Origin of the sequence: Streptomyces lasiicapitis (assembly GCF_014646335.1) — a bacterium.
Classification (GTDB): Bacteria; Actinomycetota; Actinomycetes; order Streptomycetales; family Streptomycetaceae; genus Streptomyces; species Streptomyces lasiicapitis.
Window position 1 is genome coordinate 113,411 of sequence record NZ_BMNG01000016.1, and the last position, 20,833, is coordinate 134,243.

A 20,833-nucleotide genomic window follows, 5' to 3' on the forward strand; every position below is an offset into this window, starting at 1 on the left:
CGTGACCAAGAACAGTCGCTGCTCGGCGGGCCCCACAGGCAGCCGTTTGCCGCCTCCCGGCAAACGGGGGCGATTCCGGAGGACGATGATGATCGAACAGCCCGCCTTTGGACGCAGACTGCGGCAACTGCGGGTGCAGCGTGGCCTGTCCCAGAGCGAACTGGCAGGCGACGAGGTCTCGGCCAGCTATGTCTCCCGGGTGGAGAGCGGGCGACGGTCCCCCAACGAATTGATCGCCGCCTTCTTCGCTCGTCGACTCGACGTGCCCTTGGAAGCCCTGACCAGCCCCGACTCCCAGGGGGACGTGGGTCAGCGCAGCCGGCGCCTCGACATCGCCGGCAGGCTGCTCGAGGCCCGTGCCCTGCGCAAGGACGGCGAGTTCGCCGATGCCGCCGAGCTGCTGCGCGGCATCGGCGCGGCGGCCACCGGGCAGACCGACGAGGACGTGCTGTGGGAGGCCACCTGGGAGCTCGCCGACGTCCTGCGGGAGCTGGGCGACACCGCTGAGGAGCACACCGTCCTCACCGGCCTCGCCGAGACCGCCCTGTCACAGGAGACGCCCCGCCTCGCCGCTCGCGTGGGCACCGCTCTCGCCGAGAACCTCCGCCGCCAGGGACGCCTGGGTGAGGCCGTCCGCACCGCCGAACATGCGGTGTCGGTCACCGTCACGCTGCCGCTCACCGCCCATGAGCGGGTGCGGGCGATGCTGACGTTGATCAACTCCTACGGCGACAGCGGCGAGCTGGCGAACATGGCGAGCCTCGCCGCCACGCTCCAGGAGATCGCCGAGGACATCCCGTCCCGGCAGTTGCGCGGCCAGGTCTACTGGGCGGTGGGCAGCGCCCGGTTCCTGTGCAACCGGCCGCAGGAAGCGGTGCAGCTGCATGAACGGGCCTTCGACAGTCTGCGCCCGGAGGCGAATCTGGCGGCCTGGGCCCGGCTGTGCCGGGCATCGGCGGCGCTCCGTCTGGAGCACGACGCCTCGGACGATGCCACCGGGGCCGCGGCGGCGCTGCTCGTCCGCGCCCGCCAGGCCCTCGAACTCGTCGGCCGAGCCGACGATCTGGCCGAGCTCATGCTGGCCGAGGCCCAGTTGGAGCTGCGCCGGGGCCGGCCGAAGGAGGTCCTCCGGCTGACCGCCGCGGTGCGCGACGGCGCGGGCGAACTCCCGCTGGCCGCGCTGGGGCAGTGCCACCTGCTCTCGGCCCGGGCGCACGCCCTCGCCGGGGACACGGCGGCGGCCGGGGACAGCTACAGGCACGCTGCCGAGGTCCTGGACCGTGCCGGCGCGTACCGCAAGTCTTCTGAAGCCTGGCGGCAGTTGAGCGAACTGCTCGCCGCCGGCCCCGAGTAGGGGCCGGCGGCGGCGACCGGCTGACCGAACCGGACCGCCGGGGGAAGTCGGCCGGTCCGGTCAGCCGGAGCTCAGCGGCAGTACGCCGGATCGAAGGACGGAGTGAACGCCCAGGTGTGCAGGACGCTCACGGGACCGGCGGCCGCGGCGGCCGCCACCGTCCCGCGAGCGCCCGGCAGGTCGCGCACCTGCACCTCGGTGACCCCGGCGCCGTCCGGCAGCGGCACGGCCACCGTGCCGGCGCCGTCCTCGACGAGCACGTCCACCTCGTCCGGCGGGACGCGCAGTCCGTAGCCGGCCGCCCGCAGCACCGCCTCCTTGCGGGTCCACAGGCCGAGAAAGAACATGTGCCGGGCGGAGGGGGACAGCCTGCGCAGCAGCCGCTGTTCCCATTCCGTCAGGGCCAGGTGGAGGTTCTCCGCGTAGACCACGTCGTCGTCCTGGACGTCGACGCCGACCTCGCTGTCCAGTGACACGGCCACGAGCTGCTGTCCCCGTACGTACGCGACGCTGAAGCACACCTCGCGGTCCACGAGGGCGAGCCGCCCGTGCTCCGAGCGGCAGAACTCGACACTGGTGGCACTGCGCCCGAGCACCCAGCCGAGCACCCTGCGAGTCATCGCCCGGGCGGCGAGGAAGGCCCATCCGTCACCGGAGCGGCCCAACGTCTCGGCCACCGCCCGCTCTTCGTCGGTCACCAGGCCCAGGGCTTCTCCCGTGGCCTGGTTCACGGGGTCAAGTCGGGCCCTGAACACATGGAGTTCGCCCGACCGCACGACCAGTCCGGAAGGAACCGCGGCCCACCCACGCATATCGCACATCTCCTTAGGTCGCCGGCCGCCGGGCACGGGAGGGGAGGAAGGTCCGGGCCGCGGCCCGGCCTTCCCCCTCCAGGGCTGATCAGTCGTGGGTGATGGCCGGGGCTCTGCGCAACAACCGCGGCTCGCGCCAGGCCCTCGAGCCCAGCAGGGTCAGCGCGGCAGGCAGCAGCACGCCGCGTATCAAGGTTGCGTCAAGAAGGATGGCGACGGCCAACCCCACGCCAAGCTGCTTCATCTCAAGGGTCGACAGGGTCGCGAACACCGCGAACACCGCGACCATGATCACGGCTGCTGTGGTGACCACTCCGGCGGAGGTGAGAATGCCGTGCCTAACAGCCGCATGTGTGGAGCCCCCCAGCTTTACGCCCTCGCGGATCCGGCTCAGAACGAAGACGTGGTAGTCCATCGACAGGCCGTAAAGAACTACGAACAGGATAAGCGGCAGCCAGGAAACGACCGCTCCATTTGAGTCAAAGCCCAGGAGGTTTTCAGCCCACTCGTGCTGGAAGACGATCACGAGCACGCCGTAAGCGGCCGCAACGGAAAGGAGGTTGAGCACCCCGGTCAGGAGCGCGAGCGCCACCGAGCGGAACGCGAGCAGCATGATCACCAGGCAGATCAGGATCACGAAGCCGATCACCATCGGCAGCCGGTCTTCCAGCGTCTTGGAGAAGTCCGTGGAGAACGCGGTGGCCCCGCCGACGGCCCACTTGTCGACCGCGTCGCCCTCGAGGACCCCCGGCGCCAGGTCGCTGCGCAGCAGCTTCAGCGTCTCCTTGGCCTGCTTGCCGTCCGCGTCGCCGCTGACGTGCAGTTCGAGGCGGGACACCGTGCCGTCCTGGGACAGTTCGAGGTCGGGCTTCTTTGACGCGGCGAACCGGCCGCTCGCCATCGCCTTCTTGTGCAGCGCGGTCAGCGCCTCGGCCACCTCTCCGGAGCGGGATTTGTCGTGCTCGACGGCCACTTCGTGGGCCGTGCCCTCGCTCGGAAACGCCTCGACCACGCGGTCGTACGTCTTCATGATCGGGATGGAGCGGGGCAAGTCCTCGTCGCCGGGCAGCTTCAGCTTCATGTTCAGCGCGGGCGCGGCGAGCGCCAGCATCGCCACCAACCCGATGACCAGGGACACCGCCGGCACCTTCAGCACGGGCCGCAGCACTGCCGCCCACAGTCTGCTCTCCTTGCCCACGTTCGTACGCCGCCACAGCAGCGGAATGCGTGGCCGGTCGATCTTGTCGCCGAGGCCGGCGAGCGCGGCGGGCAGCACCGTCAGGGAGCCGAGCACGGCCACCAGGACCACCAGGACGGTGCCCAGAGCCAGCGACGAGAACAGCATGCTGCCGGAGAAGAACATGCCTGCCATGGCGATCGCGACGGTCAGACCGGAGACCAGGACGGCCCGTCCCGAGGTGGCCGCGGCGATGCGCAGCGCCGCCTCCGGTGACTTGCCGAGCGCACGCTCCTCACGGCGCCTGCGGATGTAGAAGAGCGAGTAGTCGACGCCGACCGCGAGGCCCATGAGGAGGATCAGGCTGGCTTGGTTCTCGTTCACGGGGACGATCAGCGAGGTGACCCCGGCCAGGCCCATGGCGAAGATCACCGCGGTGAGGCCGAGCAGCACCGGAAGTCCCGCCGCCAGCAGAGCGCCGAAGGCGACAAGCAGGATCACCAGGGTCAGCGGCAGACTGATGAATTCCGCCCGCTGGAAGTCGGAGCCGAGGCGGGCGCTCAGGTCCTTGGTGAGGGAGCCCTTGCCGAGCTGCTCGACGCGCAGGTCGGCGTGGGCCTTCTGCTCTGCTTCAGTGGCCTTCAGCATGGGGCCGACGACGCCCTTGGGCTTCTTCTTGTCGTCACCGCTGCCCAGGTCGAGCGTGACCGGGAGAAGGACGCTGCGCCCGTCCTCGGAGGTGACCGGGCCACCGACCTTCGTCACGGCCTCCACGTCGGCATAGCGCTTACGCAGCGAGCTGACCACGGCCTCGGAGGTGGCGACCGAGAGCTTGCCCTCGCGCGCCTGGATCAGTACGCGCTCGACTCCCTCGTCCGCGAAGTCCGCGTCATCCATCATCCGTTCGGCGACGGCGGCCTGCCCGGTCAGGTTGTCGGCGTCCTCCTGGTCCTTGACGCCGGTGACCATGCTCGCCCCGTACGCCAGGACGACGGCCAGCACCCACAGCAGGATCGTCGTCTTGCGGTGGGCCATGCTCCAGGCGGCCGTGCGCTCCACGAACCCGCGTGGGGGCGGCGCGCCTCCCGATGGCCCGGTGCGCTGGTGCGCGGCGTCCTTGTCTTCGGTCACTGACATCGTCAAAGCTCCTCGTCAGGGGGTACGCCGTGACGCTACGCAGCGCATGCCCGCGCCGTCGGGCGTGCAGCCACCCGTCGGCGGGTAGTGCTACCACCACCGGCAAAGGAAGCGCCTGCACGCTCGGAACGGTTCAACTCCCCTGCCTAAGATCGTCTTAGCCGAGTTGAGAGCTGGAGGGGCGCCATGAGGTTCAGACCGCCGCGGATTCGGGCAGCCCTGTACCGCGTCGGACGAGGTCTGCTGGCCCGGGACACCCGTGACGACCAACTGCAGTTGCTGACCACGCTGGCGCTGACACCGCTCTACGTCATGCCCCTCATCCTGTTCACGTTGGGTGCGGGCCTGACCCCGCTGCTGCTGCTCGGCCTGCCGCTGCTGCCGCTGTCCATGAAGCTGGCCAACTGGATCGCCCGTCTCGACCGCCAGCGCCTCTTCCTGCTGCGGGACTTGGACATCGACATGCCCATCGCCGTGTCCGGCAACGGCTGGAAGGAGCGCCTCGAGCGGCTCTTCGGACGGCGCGCCTGGCGCGAGTTGGGCTTCACCGTGGTCATGAGCTTCTGGGGCCTGGGAGTGGGCGGGCTCATGGTGAGTCTCCTCGCGGCGGGCCTGCTGCTCGCCCTGCTGCCGCTGCTCGGCCCCCTCCTTCCGGACGGCTCCTCACTGCTCGGCATGGACGTCGGGTCCCTGGCCGTCGCGGTGTCAGGCGGTGCCGTCGGCCTGGGGCTGCTCGCCGCCGGACTGTGGCTCGGCGGGCCGCTCGCCCGGACCGAGTCCACCCTGGTCGCCCGGATGCTCGGCGCCAACAGGGTCGACCATCTCGTACGCCGCATGACGGACTTGGAGGACAGTCGCTCACGCATGGTCGACGCCGCCGAGTTGGAACGACAGCGCATCGAGCGCGACCTGCACGACGGCGCACAGCAGCGGCTGCTGTCGGTCGCCATGAGTCTGGGCCGGGCCAAGACCCGCTTCGACCGGGACCCGGACAAGGCGCGGGAACTGATGCTCGCCGCGCACGAGGAGGCCAAGGCCGCCATGCAGGAACTGCGCGACGTCACGCGCGGCCTGCACCCGGCCATCCTCACCGAGCAGGGCATCGAACCCGCCCTGGCCACCATCGCGGCCCGCTGCCCGGTCTCCATCGACCTGTCCGCGCGGATGCAGGAGCGCCCCTCCCCCCGGGCCGAAGCGGTCGCCTACTACGTGGTCTCCGAACTGCTCACCAACATCACCAAGCACGCCGCGGCGGACCGGGCCACGGTCAGGGTGTTCCGCGAGGAGCAACTGCTGCGGCTCACCGTCACCGACGACGGGATCGGCGGCGTCGATCCCGCCCGGGGATCGGGCATCCGCGGGCTGCGGGACCGGATCCGGGCGGTCGACGGACACCTCACTTTCTCCAGCCCCGCCGGCGGACCCACCGTCGTCGATGTCACGCTGCCCTGGAAGGCGTAGAAGACATGTTGCGCGTCGTGATCGCCGAAGACTCCGTCCTGCTGCGCAGCGGCCTGGCCAAGCTGCTCATGGACGAGGACATCGACGTCGTGGGACAGGCGGGGGACGCGGACGAGCTGCTCGCACTGGTCGCCGACCTCGCCCCGGACCTGTGCGTGGTGGATGTGCGCATGCCGCCGACGCACACCGACGAAGGGCTGCGCGCGGCCCTGACGATCCGCGCCGGCTCCCCCGGCCGCCCCGTCCTTGTCCTGTCGCAGTACGTGGAGGCCCGTTACGCCACCAAACTCCTCGCGCACGGCAGCGTCGGGCTCGGCTACCTCCTCAAGGACCGCGTCGCCGACGTGGACGAGTTCGTGGCCACGCTGCACCGCGTCGCCGACGGCGGCACCGCGCTCGACCCCGAGGTGGTCAGCCAGATCTTCGCGGGAAATCAGAAGCAGGACGGCTTGGCGCCGCTCAGCCCGCGCGAGGTGGAAGTGCTCGCCCTGATGGCCGAAGGGCTCAACAACAGCGGCCTCGCGGAGCGCCTGTTCATCACCGACCGCGCCGTCGAGAAGCACATCCGCTCCATCTTCACCAAGCTCGATCTGCTCCCCGACGACCAGGGACACCGCCGCGTGCGCGCGGTCCTGCACTACCTCGACTCCCTCGCCGACTCACCCCGGCCGCCGGAGTAGGGCATGCGCCCGCCCGTCACCTCTCCCCCCACCACCGACCGCGTTGACCACCGGAGACCGGAGTCAGACATGCACGAGACCCTCACCTCGACCGGCTCCCGCCCGCGCCCGTCGGGCCGCCCCCAGCGCTCCGTCCTGCGCCGCGTCATCCGCATCGTGGCGATCCTCACCGGCCTGACGCTGATCGGCGGAGGCGCCTGGTACCTGCTGCTGTTCCTTGTCACCCGCACCGAGACCGGCACGGCCGCGATCGACAAGTCGGTGCGGACCGTGGAGGTCGCGATCGACAGCGGCGACGTACAGATCGACGTGGCCGGAGAGGGCGAGAAGACGGAGCTGCACAAGAAGCTGACCAAGTCGCTGCGCTCGCCCGACGAGAAGATCGAGCAGGACGGTGACACCCTGCGCATCACCACCGACTGTGGCGAAGGCATGGGCAGGTGCGGGTCGGACTACCGGCTGACCGTGCCGCAAGGCACCCGGGTGAAGGTGGAGACCCGGCTCGGCGACGTGTCGGTGAAGGGCGTGCGCAAGTCGGTGGAGGCGCGCACCAAGATCGGCAGCGTCCGCCTCGAGCACATCGACGGGGACCGGCTCGTCGCCGCCAGCAAGACCGGCGCCGTCACGCTCAAGGACGTCAAGTTCGACACCGCCGAGGCCACGTCCAAGCTGGGCGACGTCCGGGTCGAGGAGATCGACCCGTTCACGAAGCTGCGGGCCGTCAGCAAGATGGGCGACGTCGAGCTGCACCTCCCCTCGAGCGCGGGTCCCTTCGCCGTGACCGCCGCCACCAAGGTCGGCGACCGGAAGGTGAACGTGGACCAGGAGACCTCTGCGGACACAAAGGTGGAGGCCCGCACGAAGATCGGTGACGTGACAGTGCGCAACGACTGACGCTCACCGCACAAAGCCGCCGGCCGGCGCGTCTCCCCGTACGCGCCGGCCGGTGTTTTCTTTTGCCCGCAGGACGGGTCAGGACAGGCGGAACCCGAGGTCCGCGTCGATGTCCTGGACGTCCATCTGGGCGCGTTGCAGCGTGCCGGCGTAGTCCCAGTTCATCGACTGCCACGAGGTGAACTGGTCCAGGACCCAGATGCCCGACTGCCGGCTGCCGTTCCCGGAGAGCCCGTTGCCGCCGAACGGCAGATGCGCCTCGGCGCCCACCGTCGAGTTGTTCACGCTGACCATGCCGGCGGTGCAGCGCTCGCGGAAGGAGAAGGCCGTTCCGGCCGAGCGGGTGTAGATCGCGGCGGAGAGCCCGTACCCGTGTCCGTTGGCGAGCGCGACGGCCTCGTCGAAGGAGTCGTACGCCATGACCGACACGAGCGGTCCGAAGGTCTCGGTCCGGTACAGCTCGTCGTCCGGCAGCACCCCGGCCACGACGGTCGGGTGCGCGTACACCCCGGCGTCGGGGTCGCCGATGAAGCCCTTGCGCGGGCTTTCCGAGGTGATCCGGCCGGTGGCGGTGGACCCGGAGAGAGTGTGGTGGGGGCGGACGAGTTCCAGGGAGCCGCGGAAGTTCTCCAGGTACCGCTCGCCGATGAGCGGCCCGTAGAAGATCTCGTCCCGCCGGGGGTCCCCGACGACCAGGTCCTCCACGGCCGCGCTGAAACGAGTGAGGAACTCATCGTGCACCGCGCGGTGGGCAATCACCGCACCGAGCGAGGTGCAGCGCTGCCCCGCGGTGGCGAATCCGCTGAAAACGGCGCCCTGAACGGCGAGTTCGAGGTCGGCGTCGTCGGTGACGACAAGGGGGTTCTTGCCTCCGAGCTCCAGGCACGGGGACTGCAGGTGCCGTCCCGCCAGCTCGCTCACCCGCCGTCCGGCGGCGGTCGACCCCGTGAAGCCGATCTTCTGGACAAGCCCTTCCGTCAGGGCCCGCTCAAGTCCGGCGTACGTCGTCTCGCCGTCGGCGTGCACCAGACGCAGCACATCTTCGGGAACCCCTCCCGCACGGAAGAGCCGGAACAGTGCCTCCGCGACGGCCATGGCGGACTCCGACGGCTTCCACACCACGGTGTTGCCGCACAGCAGCGCGGGCACCAGGTACCAGGCGGGCACCGCTGCCGGGAAGTTCGCCGCCGTGATGATCACTGCGGTGCCCAGCGGCTTGCGGTAGGTGAACAGTTGCTTGTCCGGCATCTCGCTGGGCACGGTCTGGCCGTACAGCCGCCGCCCCTCACCGAGGAAGAAGTCGCAGGTGTCGATCACCTCCTGGACCTCTCCCAGGGCTTCGCCGTACGGCTTGCCGACCTCCCGGGTGATCAGCGCGGCCAGCGCCTCTTTGTTCTCGGCCACGAGCCGTCCCACGTTCTGGGCCACCCGCCCGCGCAGCGGCGCCGGAGTCTCGGCCCAGGCGGACTGCGCACGATGGGCGGCGCGGGCCGCCGCGGTCAGACCGTCCGCGTCACTCAGCACCTGCTCCGTGACCACGTCCCGCAGATCAGCCGGATTGCGTGACACGGTCGGCCGCTCGGCGGTTCCGCGGTTCAGCTCAGCCATCTTGGACAGCCCTCTCCCTCTTGGTGAATGACAACAGACAGTCGGTCGGCAACCTGACATTGCTCTTGATCTTTGTATTTTCCTGACTTTACTGTCACAGATTTTGCCAATGATCGTGACAGCTGCTTCTGTGCCGAAATGACCGGCGATCGTCGCACGCCTCGGGCCGGGCCGACAGGCGGCCCGGCCCGAGGAGGACGTAGCGGTGTCAGGCGGCCTGCTGCTCGCGCTCGGTCAGCAGGAACTTGGCAAGCTGCGTGACGGTCGGGTGGTCCCACACCGCACTGGGCTCCACCCGGATGCCGAGCCAGTCCTCCACGTCGGCGGCGAAGGCCACCACGGCGACGGAGTCGAGGCCGTACTCACCGAGTTCCTGGTTCGGGTCGACCTTCTCGTCCAGGTCGGGCACGTACTCACCGACTCGTTCGACGAGCCAGCTCTGCAGTTCGTCGAGCGTGATCGGGCCGGAAACGGGCTGGGTCATCTCAATGCTCCTCAAGAGTCGAATGGGTCGGCGTATCCGACCCGGTCACCGGTACCGGCGGGCGGAGAGACCGAAGCTCACCGTTCGGTCGTCGCGGTCCAACAGCTCCTCCACGAGCGCCCCTTCCACCTCGGACGGCACGTCGTCGGGCCGTCCGGAGGTGATGCCCAGGAGCCGGGTCAGCACCGCGACGAGCCACTCCGGCCGGGACAGGAAGTCACCGGCCGGTGCGTTCCTCCAGACCCCGACGCACGCGGACGCGGCAAGCACCGTGGTGTACGTGGCGGCGAGCTCGCGCACCTCGACCTCGGCGGCGATCGACAGGTCCCGCGGCTTGAGGCCCGCGCACGCCTCGGTGAGCGTTGCCAGGCGGCGCACATGGGTCTCGATCAGGGGGCGCAGCAGCGCCGGGACGTCGTCGTCGAGCACCGCGTTGAGCGCCGTGGCCAGCCCGTCGCGCCCGCCTGCCACGATCCGCAGCCCGGCCAGGTCCAGCGGCGGCAGCTCGGCGTCGGCGACGAACAGCGATGCCGGGGCGGGCGCGGCATCCCGCCAGGAGCGGCGCGCGAGCACCGGCAGTTGCGGCAGCATCGCGGACAAGCAGGCCGCGCGGGCGATGTGTCCGAAGCCGACCGGCTTGATGTCCCGTGCCATCTTCTGGAACACCGCGTGTTCCCCGTCGCGGCGGTAGAACTCCGATCCCATGACCAGCGAGAGCTGCTCCAGCGCGTCGAGGAGCGTCCCGGCCAGGAGGAACTTCACGGCGGGCGCGTACACGCTGCCGGAGTCGGGCAATACGTGGAGCGACCGTGCGGCGACCGACGCGAACGCCTCACACAGCAACTGGTCGGCGAACGCGTTGGCCAGGGTGGTGCGCACCATGGGAATCGCCGCGACGTCCTTGCCGTAGAGCCGCCGCCTGCGCACGTGGTGCAGTGTGACGCGCAACGCGGTGTCCAGCATCGCGGTGCTCATCCCCGGCAGGGCGATGCGGGTCAGCTGGAAGGCGCGGGCGACCGTCTCCATGCCGGTGCCGGCGGTGCCGAGCAGTGCGTCGGTGTCCACCGGGCAGTCGTCCACCGTGATGCCGCCCAGGCGCACACCGCGCATCCCGACCGAGCGGAATCGCGGCAGGAACTGGACCCGGCCGGGGTCGAGGCTCTTCACCTGGACGAACAGTTGCGAGCACGCACGCGGTCCGGCTGCGGGATCGGTGCGGGCCAGGAACACTACGGCGTCGGCCCGGTCCAGGTTCGTGATCGACTCCTTGCGGCCGTTCAGCAGCAGACCGCCGTCGGTAGGCGTGGCAGCGAACTCCACCGAACCGATGTCATTGCCGTGTGCGAGCTCGTGGAACGCGCAGGAAATCTTGCTGCCCGCAAGGAGCAGGTCGGCGGCTTCGCGGCGCTGCTCCGGTGAGCCTGAGGTCCACACGTTGACGGCGCCGAGCAGCGAGCTGGAGCAGTGGCCGAGGCCCAGGCTCGGATCACGCCGGTAGACCGAACGCATCAACTCCACCAAGTGGTCGACGCGTTCGAGCCGTCCGCCGAGCGCCTCGGGCACGAACTCGGCGAGGATGCCGAACTCGTCCAGAGCCGTGGCCCCGCCGACAGGGGTCTCCTCGCGCTCGTCCGCGGCCACCACGGCGGCGAACCCCGCCGGGTTGGCCGGGTCGAAGGGGTCTCCCAGCCGCTCTTCGAGCGCTTCCATACGCGCGTGGATGTCGCTCATGCTGAGACCTCCGACGACGTGCCGAACAGCGAGACATGGGTGCCCTCGTCACTCAGCAGAAGACGGCCGAGCTCGTCGAAGACACCGGTCGCCTCCGGGGCCGGTGCGCCGAGGCCTTCCAGGACCAGGGCGAGACAGCCGCGCAGCCACAGCGCCTCCCGCCACACATGGCGGTCGTGATGCTTCGGGTTCGCGCCCCACAACGCCAGGGCCGCGGCGCCGGCGAAGCACCACTCGTAGCGCTCCGCGAGGCGCATCGTCGCGGTGGGCACCGGTCCGGCCACCGGGCGGAGGCGAGCGATGTCCCCGCCCACCTCACCGAAGGCGTCAAGGAGGCGGGTCGCCAGGTGATCGGCCCCGCCTCGCGGATCCGCCGCCAGCCGGGCCACGGAGTCGTCGAGGCTGTTCAGCACCGTGTTGCCTCGCGCCATCACGCCCAGCCGGAGCGGGTCGACGGGCGTGAGGTCGGCGTCCTGCCGCAGCCACTCGTGCACCGGACGGCCCGCTGCCGTGGCCGGGCGGCGGCCGGGCCGCAGTATCGGGAGGCTCGATGCCAGCGCGCTGCGGTTGACCCAGGTGCTGCCGTCGAAGATGGAGACGACCTGGTGGTCCCGCTCAATCTTGGCGAAGCCGCCGTAGCCTTCCACTCCGGTCAAGAAGCCGCGTGCGCCGAGGAGTTCCCCGACAAGGCGGAGCTGGCCCTGGATCAGCGTCGGTACGAGTGCCTTGGTGATCGCGGACACGACGCTTAGCTCCTCCGGCACCTCGTGCGCCGCCCGCGCCGCGGCATACGACACGGCTTCGGCGAGCAGCAGGCGGGCCACCGCCCGGCCGGCGACGCCGCGTGCGTGCGGGAGGTCGGAGAAGGGCCGGCCGTGCAGTCGGCGCTCGCTCAGGAAGCGCCGGGCGAGCCGCAGGGCGTGGTCGCCCGCCCCGAGGGAGAGGGCCGCACAGGCCATCCGGGTGAGCTGCAGCGCCTTGAGTACCAGTTCAAGGCCGCCGCCGACGGTGCCGATCAGCGCGTCGGCGGGCACGTGGGTGTCCCGGAACTCCACTCCGCTGATGTCGGCACCACGGATGCCGTGCGTCGGCATCTTCGGCAGGTGTCGCACGGATCCGGAGGATGCCGCCTGCTTGTCGACCAGGAAGACACTGAATCCGCGTGCCCCGCCACCGGGGTCGGTGCGGGCCAGCACGCAGACGAAGCGCCCGCGGGTCGCGTTGTTCACCGGCCATTTGCGGCCGGACAGACACCATCCCGATGCGTCCCGGGTCGCCGTGAGTTCACCGGCGAGCAGGTCGCTGCCCCGGTCCGGCTCGGTGAGCCCCCAGGCCACGGCCTCTCCCGCCATGACATGGCGGGCCAGCTGAGCGGCGGCGCCGTCGTCGCCGGAGACCCACACCGACGCGGCGCCGAGGAAGGTCTTGCCGTGGGCGACCGCGACCGTCACGTCCTCGGACGCCACCTTGCGCAGCAGGGCGTGCATCTCGTCGAAGCGCGCGAGGCGGCCGCCGTACTGGGCCGGCACGTAGTAGGCAGGAAGCCCCCACCGGTCGAGTACCGCGCACGCCGCGCCCGGGAAGCTCTCTGCGTCGTCGTACGCGGTCAGCAGGGCCGCGTCGAAGGGGCCGTCCGGCTTCGACCAGCGGTCGACTTCCCGGACGAACTCGGCTCTTCTCAACTCGCCTCTCCTGTCCCGGACGCGGCCGACCCGGCCTGCGGCCGGTAGCCGTCGGCCCACAGCGGTTCCAGTTCGCCGCTGACATACAGCGAGCGCATGGAGGAACGCTGGACCTTGCCGCTCGTGGTGCGTCGCACCCCACCGCGCCGCATCAGCACCACGGAGTGGGCACGAAGCCCGAACTCGCGCGACACGGTCTTCCTCATCTGCGCGGCCAGCGCGGCCAGTTCCTCCTCGGGGGACCGGCGCCGCACCTCGTGGATCACGACGAGATGACCGTCGTCGCCGTCAGCGGTGGGCACCGAGACGACCGAGCCCACCGTGTCGCGCAGCGGCTCGTGGTGCTGGCGCAGCTCGTGCTCGATGTCGTGCGGATAGACGTTCCGCCCACGGATGATCATCATCTCCTTGATGCGGCCGGTGACGTACAGCTCTCCGTCGACGAGCACGCCGAGGTCCCCGGTGCGCAGGAAGCCGCTCTCGGCGCCGACCTTCTGGCCGAACGTGGCGCCGGTGGCCTCCTCGTTGCGCCAGTAGCCCCCGACCACCGAGCTGCCGCGCAGCCAGAGTTCACCGACTCGGCCGGGCGCAAGCTCCTGGAGCGTCTGCGGATCGACGATGCGGGCGTCCATGTCGAGCAGTTCGCCGCAACTCACGAGGGTGCGGCCGGTGCCGTCGACCACCGGTTCCACGCGCCCCTGCTCCAGTGCGTCGGGGTCGCAGCTCAGGACGACGGGTACGCGGCGCGGGGAACTGGAGACGAGCAGCGTCGCCTCCGCCATGCCGAAGCACGGCGCGAAGGTCTCCGGCCGGAACCCGGCCGACGCGAATCGCGCCGTGAAGTCGTCGAGCACGCTCGCCTTGACCGGCTCCGAACCGCTGACGGCGTACTTCCAGCGTGACAGGTCGAGGCCCTGGACCTTTTCCTCGGGTACGCGGGTGACGCAGAGTTCGTAGGCGAAGTTCGGCGCGGCGGACAGGGCGATGTCGAAGTTCTCGATCAGTTCGAGCCAGGCCCTGGGCCGGCGCAGGAAGGCGGTGGGACTCATCAGCACCGTGCCGTAGCCGGCGAGGAGCGGCGAGAGGATCAGCCCCATCAGGCCCATGTCGTGGTAGTTCGGAAGCCAGCCCCCGAACCTCTGCCCCTCCTGCAGGGGGAACGTCGCCGCGGTGGTGGCCGCGTTCGCCAGCAGGTTGCCGTGGGAGACGATGCTGCCCTTGGGGTCGCTGGTCGAGCCGGAGGTGTACTGCAGTACGGCAAGGGTCTGCCGGTCGGCGCCGTAGATCTCGAAGTCGTCGGCGCGGCGCGCGAGGTCGACTTCCGGGGAGAGGACCGGTGCGGTGAAGCCGTTCTGCTCGGCCCAGGCGAGCACCTCGTCGCGCTCGTCCGGCGTTGTCACCACACAGGCGGCCTCGGCGTCGTGGGCGATGCCGAGGACGCGCCGCTGGTCCTGCCGGTAGCGGCCGGGCATCGAGGAGGGCACTGCGACCAGACCGGCGTACAGACAGCCGAGGACGGACACGACGAACTCGGCGGAGGTCGGCTGGAGCAGCAGCACACGCGAGCCCACCGGGCACACCTGACGCAGCTCCTGCGCGAACACGCGCGCCGCTTGGTCCAGTTGGGCGTAACTGAGCTTCTGGGCGGAATCTGGGTCCGAGGGATCGTTGACGATCGCGACCGCCGATCGCTGACCCTGATCGTGCGCGTGCCGTTCGAAGATCTCGGTCACGCTTCTGGCGCCGAGGAGATCCACCATCTTCGTCTACTCCTGTGTCGAAGGGGGGCGAGGACTCGGCCGGGTCACGAGTCCTGTGGGGCGCCGGCGCCGGGTTGCGACCATGGCGCCACCGGAGGAATGCGTCGAAGACCGGTGCTCCGAACGCGAGGCAGGAGGACGGCCGAGAGGAGTGCGCAGGTCGATCGTTCCCTGCCGTGCACAATAGTCATTCCGACTCCCCCCTGAGCCGTCACAGAACTTGACACGTTCTGTCACATCGTTGGCAACAGTAGACAGGAGCCCATCAAACATCAAGCAGAATCTGGCTGGTTCTTACTCCTCCGCGGTGACCTGCGCCGATGTGAAGGACCTCGCCTCCCTGTTGCCCGGCACGGGCGAGCGCTCGACGGCTCCAGCGGGCGCGACCAACACCCCCAACGCACAGCGTGTGGGACGAAACTCACCCTGCACGTGCCCAAGATCGGCGAAGAGGCAGCGAGATCGGTGCCAATCCCCGGGGGCGGCCGGAATGCTCAAGTCAGCAAGTGGTGGACGTCCGTGACAAGGGCGGCGCTATCGTGACCGCATGTCCTCCGTGCCAGAAAACGTACCGTCGCGGGTCTCCGAAGTTGAGCGTGACTCGGCTGTCGAGCGCCTCCAAGAGGCATTCGCCGAGGGGCTCATTGCCCAGGAAGAGATGGACGCACGACTCCAAGTCGCGTTGACCGCCACGACCCAGGGCGAGTTGGCGTCAGCCCTGTCGTCGCTGCCTGCCGAAGACGCCGGCCCCATCGTGGAAGTGAATACCGCCGGAGGACTCATTCACCGGCGCGGCAGGTGGCACGTGCCCCGGTCCTTCAAGGTCAACTCCAGGATGGGCAAGGTGTACCTGGACCTGTCACGCGCTCACATCGAGTACCCCGTGGTCAACATCGAGCTGCATCTCGGGTACGGCTGGGCCCGGATCATCGTACCGAGCGAGGCGACGGTCAACTACGAGCAGATGAACGCCGAATGGAAGCAGCCGACCTACAGAGCCCCACAGCGCAGCAGCTCGAACGGGCCGCGCATCCGCATTTCCGGGACCATGGGCCACGGCCGGTTGTGGATCAAGCACGGCCGCAGTTGAGGGCACGGCGGCGCAGGGACTCTGCAGGCGGGCGCGCGGATCTCAGCCGCGGAGGACGCGGCCTTCAGCGTCGGTCTTGCCGTTGCTCATGAGCATGAGAATCCCGTCGAACAGCGACCAGACACCAAGTCCACCCAAGGTGACGAGCTGGCCCACAGCCATGCGGGTGTGACCGGTGTAGAAGCGACCGATGCCGAGCGGCCCCAGGACGATCGAGAGTGCTCCCGCCACGTACTTCGACTTGTCCGAGTACGGCCGCCCGAACGGGTCGTAGCCGTACGGAGCGTTTGTGTCGGGCTCGGCGCCATGGGTGCGGGAGACCGGGGCCGTGCGGGGCTGCGCCATCCCAGGGTGGCCGTCGCTGGACCCGGCCTGACCGAGTTCACGGGTCTCAGCCTGGCCGAGCTGCTTCGGCTGCTGGCCGTAGGGGTTCTTCGGGACCGGTTGACTCACGAGCGAGTTCCTCCGAGCGGATGTGGTGCGGGACTTTGGCAATCGCGAGGGGAATCACCGCTGGAGCCCCCGTGCCGCAGATGGTGCAGCGTCCACCCATGCTGATCAGCCTGGGTCGGGGATGTCCAGTGCAGTTCCAGACGTTCGCGCGAGCCACGATAGCCACCCCCGGAGGGTAAGATCACGCCAAATCCTGGACGGCCGACCAGAGTTGGAAGGCTCATTTCCCGGTGTCGCGATGCCGACACGCGTGCTGAACCGGTCCGTCCCAGGTGCGGGTGACATCCGTATCGGGATGCGCCACCACGCGCCGCGAACGCCTCACTCGCCTCTTCGCCCACTGGCAACAGCCGCCATGGCGACAGGCTGGATCTTTCCTGCCCGACCGGCTGCGGTTTTCGGCCCCGGCGCCGCAGGCGCGAACAGCCGGACGAGATGAGCGCGCAGGATATCCATCGCCGCATCCGAGCTGCGCCGGCCGACCAGAACGCTGGCGGCCAGACCGTGGGCGACAGACAGCATGAGAGCAGCCTCGACTGCCGCATCCCGCTGCGGATCCAGAGCGCCGACCTCCTGGGCTCGCTCCAGGACGTGGGTCAACTGCGCTTCCAGGCGGTCGGGGCCGACGACGAACGGCTGCGCGGCAAGTTCGGAGTCAGTCATCGCCAGGACCCCGTACGAAGTCCACGCCACACGAGAGGCCCGGCCAACTTCGTCCGTCGGCAGCACCTCGGCCAGGAACGCCTCAATGAAGGCAGCCGCGGTGACCGGCTGCGGCAGTTCGTCCAGACGGGCCGCCCACCGCTCGCGACTCTGCTGCTCGAGCCGCTCCAAAGCAGCATGCAGCAGTTGGTCCTTCGTCTCGAAGTAGTACTGCATCTGGTTCACTGACCGGCCCCGCCTCGTCAGCAACGACGCGCAGCGTCACCGTGTGCAGGCCTTCGGCAGCGGCTACTCGCACCAAGGCATCGATGAGTTGAGCCCGGCGCGGGCATGGTCCACTCGTCTCGGCACCCCGGCCCCCTTGTTTCTTTCGCCGGCAATCCGCTCTTGCGATACCGCCACACGAGAGAAGCACAAGCCTCGCCGGGCAGTCCGGGCGAGCGTTTCGAGTGTGGGGGTGTCGGCGGCGGCCGTGAACCCTGCGCACCCGTGGCGGACTCTGCTCCGAGTCGGTCCGTGCCCGCACCATTGCACTCAGCCGTTGCTCTGTCACCCGTACCCGTCCCTCCCCCGCGCAGAGCGACTCCACCACGCAGCCAGGCCGCTCAACGAAGCCAGCCCCGCAAGGAAAGAGGAACAGCGCGGAAGCTCAAGAACTGCCGTGGCCGCGGGGAAGGCTCTGGACGCTTGGCGGGCCCGCACCCGACACGGGCACCGCTGCGGGCGGAGCGACGTACACCGCCCCGCCCGCCAGTGCTCATGCCTGCCGCGGGTCCTAGGGACGCGCAGACGCGTGAAGCGCGGGCAGGACCCGGGCGAGCAGACCACGCCGGCGCCGGGAGGCCGGAGCAGCTTGGGCTTCAGGCTGTGGCCCCGCCAGTGCCGAGTCGCGGCCAGCGCCGCCCTCGGCCGCGGGTCGGCGAACAGGTTCGGGGGCGGGGGCCGGGGGTGACTGAGGGACGGAATGGAGCTGAGCGCGCAGGTAGCCGTCCAGTGCGCGCGCGGGATCAATGGCCATGCTGGTTCTCCTGCTGTGATGTGGACCGTCAACGACGTCGTTCCCGCAGCGGGCGGGAGCCGGGACGGTCAGCAGCGCAGGACGCGATGGTGAGCGCGAGCAGCCGCGAGGGCGGCGCGCTCATGCCAGAGAACCTTCGGCTGATGCGCCGCGCAGGGGTGGTTCTGGCGTACGAGGGTGGGATACGCACGGCGTACCTGTACTCCAAGAGGCGTACTGCCCCGTGCGGTTCGGGAGAGGCGCCGTTGCGCGGTGACGACCGCGCCGCTCTCCCCGACGTACAGCTCGGCCGTCGACGCTCCGCCGCTTTCCACGGGGCCCGAGCGAAGCGCTGCGGCCTCTTGCGTACCGCTGAGCATGAGCAGCAGGGAGACCAGCACGGCAGCCACGGCCCGAGCGAGGACTCGCAAAGCGGTACAACACCAGCCACTCACGCACCAAACGTACCCATATAGCTACTCGGGGCGCGCTCGGCCGCGGGGGCGGATCGGCCAAACAGGTGGGTCATCCTTCAGGTGGGTCATCCTTCGGGCAGCGAGGCGGGCCGCCGGTGAGGGTGCAGCCCGCCGTGCAGCCCGTGCAGCCCCCTCCAGGTCAGCGCCATGACGTGCGACCGCGCCCCCGACATCGTTGTCGAAGGCGCGGCCTGCGCGGAGGATCCCAGCCCTACGGGATGCGGCATCCCCCGAGGGAGCGCAGCACGCCAGGGCGCGCTGTAGCCCTACGGCGTGTACACGGCGTCACTGCCGTACAGCTCCCTCGTGAACGCGGAGACATCGGCGCTGCGGTCGGCGCCGTTGAGGTTGTACGTCAGGTAGACGCCGTATCCCTCGCTGACGGTGCGGCGGGCGAGGTTGGCGGCCGTGCTCTGTGAGGTGCGGCCGATCTCGACTGCCGCCGGTGAGAGCTTCGACTTGGGCAGGGCGATGCCGGGGACCTGCCAGGAGCCGTAGTACGGGTTCCAGGCGTAGTCGAACTTGGACGAGATGTTGACCCCGCCGTAGGAGAGGCGGGACGCGGCCGGGCCGATGTTGTAGAGGCTGATGATCTTGTTCGGCATGTTCGCGCGCAGCGCCGTCACCAGGTGCACGAACGAGCTGGCGTTGGGCTGGCCGGTGCCGTTGTTGCCGTACTCGGCGTACTCGTCGTCGAAGTCGATGCCGTCGAGGTTGTACTTGCTGACGGTGTCCGACAGTTGCTTCGCGAACGCCGAAGCCGCTTGCCGGTTCGGGAAGTTGGCGAAGCCCGCGCCCTGGTGGTTGCCGAGGACCGACAGGACGACCTTGATGCCCTTCTGCTGCAACGGCCGTATCTGCGTCGCGGCGTTGTCGAGGACGCGCTGCACGTTCTCGTTGAAGTGCAGGTACGCCGACTTCTTGCCCGTGTCGTAGTTGATGTTCGCCGCGAAGATCACGGCGACGTCGAAGACGTTGTCGCCCCCCTTGGCGAGGGTGTACTTGCCGACGTTCAGCATGCTGTTGTCGTTCACCTCGACGTACGCCACCGAGGTCGGCCCCTGCTTCTTGGGAGCGGGAGCGGGGGCCGCCGCCGCGCCGGTCGAGGTGGTCGTGCCGAAGGCGAGGGCCGCGACTGCCGAGAGCGCGAGCGCGGCCGTCCGCGCTCTGCTCCGTACCAGAGTGAACATCGTTGATCGGTCTCCCATCACGTGGGGCGGCGCCCCGACTTGTTCGAAAGCGCCGAGTGAGCTCTCCGAGTTTTCCGCTTCTGTGACCGAATCCCAAGAATCATGCGCGATTTCTTTACGACTCCCCCGTACCTCGCGCCACAACCCGACGCCCAGGTAAGGGCGTTAGCACCCCCCAAGTCCACGCTTTCGGCGTTCTTGCCAGCCCCGTTTCGCCTGCCCCTGGCTCCGGTCCGCGGCCGCCAAGGGGTCCGCCCTGGGCGCGCGCCGCCTTCCTCGCGCCCAGGGTGAGGGCTCTAGCGGAAGGCCGGCAGGTTGCGCACGACCCACTCGTCGAAGGGGCTGGCCTGCCGCCGGAGGACGTTCTCCACGTCGGGGCTGATCGCCTGCTCGGCAGGCAGCGGGACGCCGAGGACATCCAGGGTGCCGTCGATGACCTCTTCGGGCATGAACTGCGCCATGTGCGCGTGGGCCTCCTCGCGGGACAGCTCCACGAAGGCGACTTCCTCACCCAGGGCCCGGGAGATCGCTGCGGTCTGCTGGCGCGGGCTGATGGCCACGGGCCCGGTCAGTTCGTACGTACGGCCCGCGTGCCCGTCTTCGTGCAATGCCGCTGCGGCGACCGCGGCGATGTCGGCCGGGTCGATGACCGGCAGGGCCACATCGCCGAACGGCGCGAAGACCGTCCGCTTCGCGCGCACCGACTCGGCCCAGGCGAAGGCGTTGGAGGCGAAGCCGCCCGGGCGCAGGATCGTGAAGTCCGCTCCGGACGCGCGCACTGCGGCTTCGAATTCGCGCAGCCGGGTGTGGGAGAGCGCCTCGGGACGGGTGGAGTTGATCTGGGAGGAGAGCAGGACTATCCGCTTGACCCCGGCGCTCAGGGCCGCGTCGAGAAGGGCGTCCGGGCTTTCGCCGTGGCCGTTGAGCTCGCCGCCCAGCAGGAGGAAGAAGGCGTCGGCGCCGTCGAGGACGGGCCGCATGCTCGTGCTGTTGCCGATGTCGGCCTGGGCGTGCCTGACCTCGGCCGGGAGTCCTTCGGACTCAGGACGTCGCGAGACAGCCACGACGTCCTCGCCCGCCTCGGCCAGCAGGGGCACCAAGGTCCGTCCGATGTTGCCGGTTGCGCCTGTCACCACGATCATTGCGACTCCATATGTTAGTTAGTTGACTGACTCACTTGGACC

16 protein-coding genes are annotated in these 20,833 nt (G+C 69.6%); 5 read left to right on the top strand and 11 right to left on the bottom strand.

What is annotated here, in order from left to right; translation table 11 throughout:
- Positions 1–85 precede the first annotated feature (85 nt).
- Positions 86–1,354 (top strand): helix-turn-helix domain-containing protein, encoded by a 1,269-nt coding sequence (locus IEY91_RS32165; RefSeq protein ID WP_189176689.1) that lies wholly within the window; start codon positions 86–88, stop codon positions 1,352–1,354.
- 71 nt (positions 1,355–1,425) lie between these two features.
- Here IEY91_RS32165 and IEY91_RS32170 read toward each other — a convergent pair whose 3' ends face one another.
- Together IEY91_RS32170 and IEY91_RS32175 are read right to left on the bottom strand one after the other, a co-directional pair.
- Complete coding sequence (locus IEY91_RS32170) at positions 1,426–2,085, bottom strand: 4'-phosphopantetheinyl transferase family protein (RefSeq protein ID WP_164327200.1); 660 nt, start codon at positions 2,083–2,085, stop codon at positions 1,426–1,428.
- Positions 2,086–2,254: 169 nt separating this feature from the next.
- Complete coding sequence (locus IEY91_RS32175) at positions 2,255–4,480, bottom strand: MMPL family transporter (RefSeq protein ID WP_189176690.1); 2,226 nt, start codon at positions 4,478–4,480, stop codon at positions 2,255–2,257.
- Positions 4,481–4,666: 186 nt separating this feature from the next.
- Here IEY91_RS32175 and IEY91_RS32180 point away from each other — a divergent pair, with 186 nt between their 5' ends.
- The 3 genes from IEY91_RS32180 (at position 4,667) to IEY91_RS32190 (ending at position 7,515) form a co-directional block, all read left to right on the top strand.
- Entirely contained in the window at positions 4,667–5,941 is a 1,275-nt protein-coding gene (locus IEY91_RS32180; RefSeq protein ID WP_189176691.1) for a sensor histidine kinase, read from the top strand.
- A gap of 5 nt (positions 5,942–5,946) precedes the next feature.
- Positions 5,947–6,621 (top strand): response regulator transcription factor, encoded by a 675-nt coding sequence (locus tag IEY91_RS32185; RefSeq protein WP_189176692.1) that lies wholly within the window; start codon positions 5,947–5,949, stop codon positions 6,619–6,621.
- 69 nt (positions 6,622–6,690) lie between these two features.
- On the top strand, positions 6,691–7,515 hold the full coding sequence (locus IEY91_RS32190; protein ID WP_189176693.1) for a DUF4097 family beta strand repeat-containing protein: 825 nt from the start codon (positions 6,691–6,693) through the stop codon (positions 7,513–7,515).
- A 78-nt stretch (positions 7,516–7,593) separates the two neighbouring features.
- On the opposite strand, the gene IEY91_RS32195 is transcribed toward IEY91_RS32190, so the two are convergent.
- From IEY91_RS32195 to IEY91_RS32215, 5 genes are all read right to left on the bottom strand, one after another.
- A complete protein-coding gene (locus IEY91_RS32195; protein WP_189176694.1) occupies positions 7,594–9,123 on the bottom strand; it encodes an aldehyde dehydrogenase family protein in 1,530 nt (509 codons plus the stop codon).
- Between the two features lie 208 nt (positions 9,124–9,331).
- Positions 9,332–9,607 carry an acyl carrier protein gene (locus IEY91_RS32200; protein WP_164327195.1) on the bottom strand — a complete coding sequence of 92 codons (276 nt, stop codon included), beginning with the start codon at positions 9,605–9,607 and terminating at the stop codon, positions 9,332–9,334.
- A gap of 45 nt (positions 9,608–9,652) precedes the next feature.
- Complete coding sequence (locus tag IEY91_RS32205; RefSeq protein ID WP_189176695.1) at positions 9,653–11,338, bottom strand: acyl-CoA dehydrogenase family protein; 1,686 nt, start codon at positions 11,336–11,338, stop codon at positions 9,653–9,655.
- The gene (locus tag IEY91_RS32210; RefSeq protein WP_189176696.1) at positions 11,335–13,020 is read right to left on the bottom strand and encodes an acyl-CoA dehydrogenase family protein; all 1,686 of its coding nucleotides are present in this window, start codon (positions 13,018–13,020) and stop codon (positions 11,335–11,337) included. Before IEY91_RS32210 ends, IEY91_RS32205 begins: the two co-directional genes overlap by 4 nt.
- Positions 13,017–14,780 (bottom strand): fatty acyl-AMP ligase, encoded by a 1,764-nt coding sequence (locus IEY91_RS32215; protein WP_189176697.1) that lies wholly within the window; start codon positions 14,778–14,780, stop codon positions 13,017–13,019. Before IEY91_RS32215 ends, IEY91_RS32210 begins: the two co-directional genes overlap by 4 nt.
- A 547-nt stretch (positions 14,781–15,327) precedes the next feature.
- Between IEY91_RS32215 and IEY91_RS32220 the strand changes: the two genes are divergently transcribed.
- Positions 15,328–15,870 (top strand): DUF1707 SHOCT-like domain-containing protein, encoded by a 543-nt coding sequence (locus IEY91_RS32220; RefSeq protein WP_164327191.1) that lies wholly within the window; start codon positions 15,328–15,330, stop codon positions 15,868–15,870.
- 42 nt (positions 15,871–15,912) lie between these two features.
- Here the strand turns inward: IEY91_RS32220 and IEY91_RS32225 are convergent, their stop codons facing one another.
- From IEY91_RS32225 to IEY91_RS32240, 4 genes are all read right to left on the bottom strand, one after another.
- Complete coding sequence (locus tag IEY91_RS32225; RefSeq protein ID WP_229697366.1) at positions 15,913–16,323, bottom strand: TM2 domain-containing protein; 411 nt, start codon at positions 16,321–16,323, stop codon at positions 15,913–15,915.
- 321 nt (positions 16,324–16,644) lie between these two features.
- Positions 16,645–17,202, bottom strand: coding sequence for a TetR family transcriptional regulator C-terminal domain-containing protein (locus tag IEY91_RS32230; RefSeq protein WP_229697380.1), 558 nt, complete (start codon positions 17,200–17,202; stop codon positions 16,645–16,647).
- A 1,523-nt stretch (positions 17,203–18,725) separates the two neighbouring features.
- Positions 18,726–19,649, bottom strand: a complete 924-nt coding sequence (locus IEY91_RS32235; protein WP_189176698.1) for an endo-beta-N-acetylglucosaminidase H — start codon at positions 19,647–19,649, stop codon at positions 18,726–18,728.
- Between the two features lie 296 nt (positions 19,650–19,945).
- Positions 19,946–20,791 carry an SDR family oxidoreductase gene (locus IEY91_RS32240; RefSeq protein ID WP_164327189.1) on the bottom strand — a complete coding sequence of 282 codons (846 nt, stop codon included), beginning with the start codon at positions 20,789–20,791 and terminating at the stop codon, positions 19,946–19,948.
- Positions 20,792–20,833 lie beyond the last annotated feature (42 nt).